This is a genomic window from Bacteroides caecigallinarum (genome assembly GCF_021530995.1).
Lineage (GTDB): Bacteria > Bacteroidota > Bacteroidia > Bacteroidales > Bacteroidaceae > Phocaeicola > Phocaeicola faecigallinarum.
In genome coordinates this window covers 1-3,359 of the sequence record NZ_JADYTF010000189.1, presented here as the reverse complement: position 1 = coordinate 3,359, position 3,359 = coordinate 1, and the positions used below count along the sequence as shown (strand labels likewise).

At 38.2% G+C, this 3,359-nt stretch carries 3 protein-coding genes and 1 tRNA gene; all 4 read right to left on the bottom strand.

All coding sequences use genetic code 11. The features are described 5' to 3' along the window. Nucleotides 1-215: 215 nt before the first annotated feature. Nucleotides 216-1,451: a tyrosine-type recombinase/integrase gene (locus I6E24_RS15745; RefSeq protein WP_235329597.1), complete on the bottom strand. Its 1,236-nt coding sequence runs from the start codon at nt 1,449-1,451 to the stop codon at nt 216-218. A 60-nt stretch (nt 1,452-1,511) separates the two neighbouring features. Further along, a tRNA-Trp gene (locus I6E24_RS15740) sits at nt 1,512-1,584 on the bottom strand. Nucleotides 1,585-1,660: 76 nt separating this feature from the next. After that, nucleotides 1,661-2,245: a uracil-DNA glycosylase family protein gene (locus I6E24_RS15735; RefSeq protein WP_235329595.1), complete on the bottom strand. Its 585-nt coding sequence runs from the start codon at nt 2,243-2,245 to the stop codon at nt 1,661-1,663. A gap of 70 nt (nt 2,246-2,315) precedes the next feature. Beyond that, the gene (locus I6E24_RS15730) at nt 2,316-2,945 is read right to left on the bottom strand and encodes a hypothetical protein (protein WP_235329593.1); all 630 of its coding nucleotides are present in this window, start codon (nt 2,943-2,945) and stop codon (nt 2,316-2,318) included. Nucleotides 2,946-3,359: the final 414 nt, after the last annotated feature.

Here is a 3,359-nt window from a genome sequence, read left to right as displayed (position 1 = left end):
CACGCATGATATAGAAAACTGCTGTTCATAATTGTACGTTTGCTTGTGCTTATTCAAATATACAATTTGTGCAGCGGTTTTCTTCTTTAATAAACTATCACGCGAAATGTCGGATGAACCTAAAATAGCAGAAGGTGTGTTTTATCTGGCAGAATAATATTCTCATATCGGTTATTTCGTGGTACTCCGTTGTGAAACGCAGTACCACATTTATTTTAGAACTCACCCTCAAAATGCTTTGTTTCCTCATGAACCGTCATATTGGTACCTTTCAAATATTTATTTGTAGTAGATACATCAGCATGGCGAGCCTGATCACGAGCAATGACAATACCTTCGGCATTTGCCAAATCACGGATTCCGGAATCTTTCAGCGAATAGAACTGATAACTGTCTGGAAATCTCAGTTTTTCGCGTACCTTGTTAAAGTAATTCCTGTACACTTTTGTGGTGACTTTTTCCTTTGATGGCTTGAACCCTTTACCGAACAGATAATAATCACCGGGGTTCTTGAAAATATTAAGGTCAAGCATTGTCTTAATAAGCTTATCATTAAGACCTACCATGCCATCCTTGCGGTTCTTGCTTATGCTCGAAGCTATAAAGACCTTCTGTTCCTTCAGGTAGATATCAGATAGTTTTATGTTGGTTATTTCGTCCGGTCGTATGAAGGTATAATATGCGAATTGGCATAAGAACAGGAAGTATGGATTCTCTTTCTTGAGATATTTCTTCAGCTTCTGTATGTCTGTAGACGATAGGGCAGACCTTTTCTTCTCATCTTCCTGCAGCATACGAATATTCTCGACCGGATTCTTTACCAGGTACTGCTTTTCCATCATCCAGTTGCAGACTGATGATAACCATGTACGATAGTTATTCCGCGTTCTGGCTGATGAATCACGGTCTAACAACACATAATCAAGAAAGTCTGATATGAAAGACTGGTCAATCTGGTAAGCATAGACTATTGCCGGAATACGTTTGGATGTGTATTCTTCGAATACTCTGAGACGTTTTTCATAATCCTTGATGGTATTCTCCTTTATTGTTCCTGCAGCATACAACTTTTCTAGATATATATGATACCTGCGCATAATATCTATATACGGTGTATATTGCCTGGAGTTCTCTACATCAGCCCACGGGTTCCAGCCGGAACGGAGCTTTATATTAAGGTTTGTGATGATTTCGTTTGCCCGGCGACGACGGTCGGTAACCTTTGGTATTCCATCGAGCATATACTTCTTTCTTTTCATTTTTTGCTCGACAGGATCGTATGACTTGAAGTCAATATACCATGTTTTACCAGTGTGAAGTTTTGGTTCAGTGTACGAAATAATGCTAAAAATCGATGCGCTTTTCTTTCTTGATGAAAACATTTTTTTATTACGTTTTTCGAGTTCGAAAGCGTAATACAGTTTGACATTCAGAAAATTCGTGTCCGACATTTGTCCGACCTCTAAAACAGCAAAAGCTGTAACTTTTTGAGTTACAGCTTTTTACTTCTGCACGGGAAGAGAGGCTCGAACTCCCGACACTCGGTTTTGGAGACCGATGCTCTACCAACTGAGCTATTCCCGTGTTTGCGTGTGCAAAGGTAGTACTTTTTTTCAAACTGACAAGCTTTTCTGGTAAGAAAAATCAATTTTATTTTATACTAAATATGTAATTCGTTGAAAGCCTGAGCATATAGCTCTGATTTTTTTTCCAGCTTTAATGGATATGCTCTGCTTGATGACGGCATACGGTATAGTGAAATAGTCCTGTCATGAAATGATATTTCCGTTTTATTGCCGATTGCAGGCTGACTGACCGAAAAATAATCGCATATTATGTCGGTAGCTTTCTGTCCTGTTGTTATTATGGCTTTGCAGTTTGGTAGCTGTCTTAATAAAGTTTCTATATCCGTAGGCTCTACTACTTCAAGGAATTTGTCCGAAGCATTGTCCTGCAGTCTTATGACGGCTGTTGCTGTATCGTATAGCGCTATGCCTTTATGTGTAAGGAATTTCTCCAGCTTTGCCTTGTCGAATGCCTTTTTGTTTTCGGTAAGGAAATATTCTTTATCGTTGAAGAAAATATAGCCGAAAATTCTCCACATGTCGTTCTGGAGGTTAGGGTAGAAGAAGTCCATGCTCCATCTTTTTCGCTGTGGAGGGAAACTGCCAAGCATAAGTAGCGAGGCGTTAGGGGGCAGGAACGGTTCGAGCGGATGTCGCTCTATTTCTATAGGATTGTTCATGATGATATATAAATTAAGGCGGGGTTGATATTATGGAATACCGACTCCGCCTTAAACTTTTTTATGTAGTTTATGCTTTTGGTTTAGGCTCTTTTTTAGCCAGAAGAACGATGTTGTATACATAGTCGTTCATCCATTCCTGTGAATATCCCAATGCATGTTTGTACTGGCGTATGTTGTGACATGTCTTACGCACACCGTCGTCTTTCCAGTCGGTTTTAGTCAGGATATCGTCAATAGTCTTTTCTGTCATATTGCGGAGCATTTTCTTTAGCAGGCTTGGCATACGGAATTTCCACTGCATAAGATTTCCGATAACCATCATCAGGTCCTGACTGAAGCCCTGGAACATGAACAGATAAGATTTGATGTCGTTTACGTTCTTGCAGTTTTTCTTTACTGAAGCATCTATTTCTTTAAAGAAATTGTCATTGAGTCCATAAATCTCAATAAGCATTTTTTTACAGCGTGATTTTTCCGCTATCCCCAGTTTATTGTTCTGTGTGGGAACTTTAAGTGTACGTTTGAATACTGCCAGGTCTGGAAGGAAGTTTATATTGCTTATACCCATCTGTGCAGCCATAACAGCCTGATAGTAAACTCTGATGAGTGTCATGAAGTCTTCCATTCCACCTACTCTTACAGGTCCTTCAGCATTTTCATCGTTTTTCTTGCCGAATAGTTTTGAAAATATACTCATATATTTAGATGTTATTTGTTTTTTCCGGTTGCAAATATAGTGAAATAAATTGATTTTTAACACTAATGTTTCTAATGTATAACTATATGCGTATATATAAAAAGTACAGCTCATCTTTATTCGATGGCTGTACCTTTATAAAAATTTACTTATCGATAGAATAATATTCTTTCTTTATATCATTTACTTCTCTTTTCAGAGAGGCAAAGTGTCTGTGATTTATGTCATCTTCTGAACTGTATTCCTTTAACTGGTTGTCGATATAGTTCTCAATATCATCAAGATGTTTTTCGGTTCATCCGACATTTCGCGTGATAGTTTATTAAAGAAGAAAACCGCTGCACAAATTGTATATTTGAATAAGCACAAGCAAACGTACAATTATGAACAGCAGTTTTCTATATCATGCGTGGG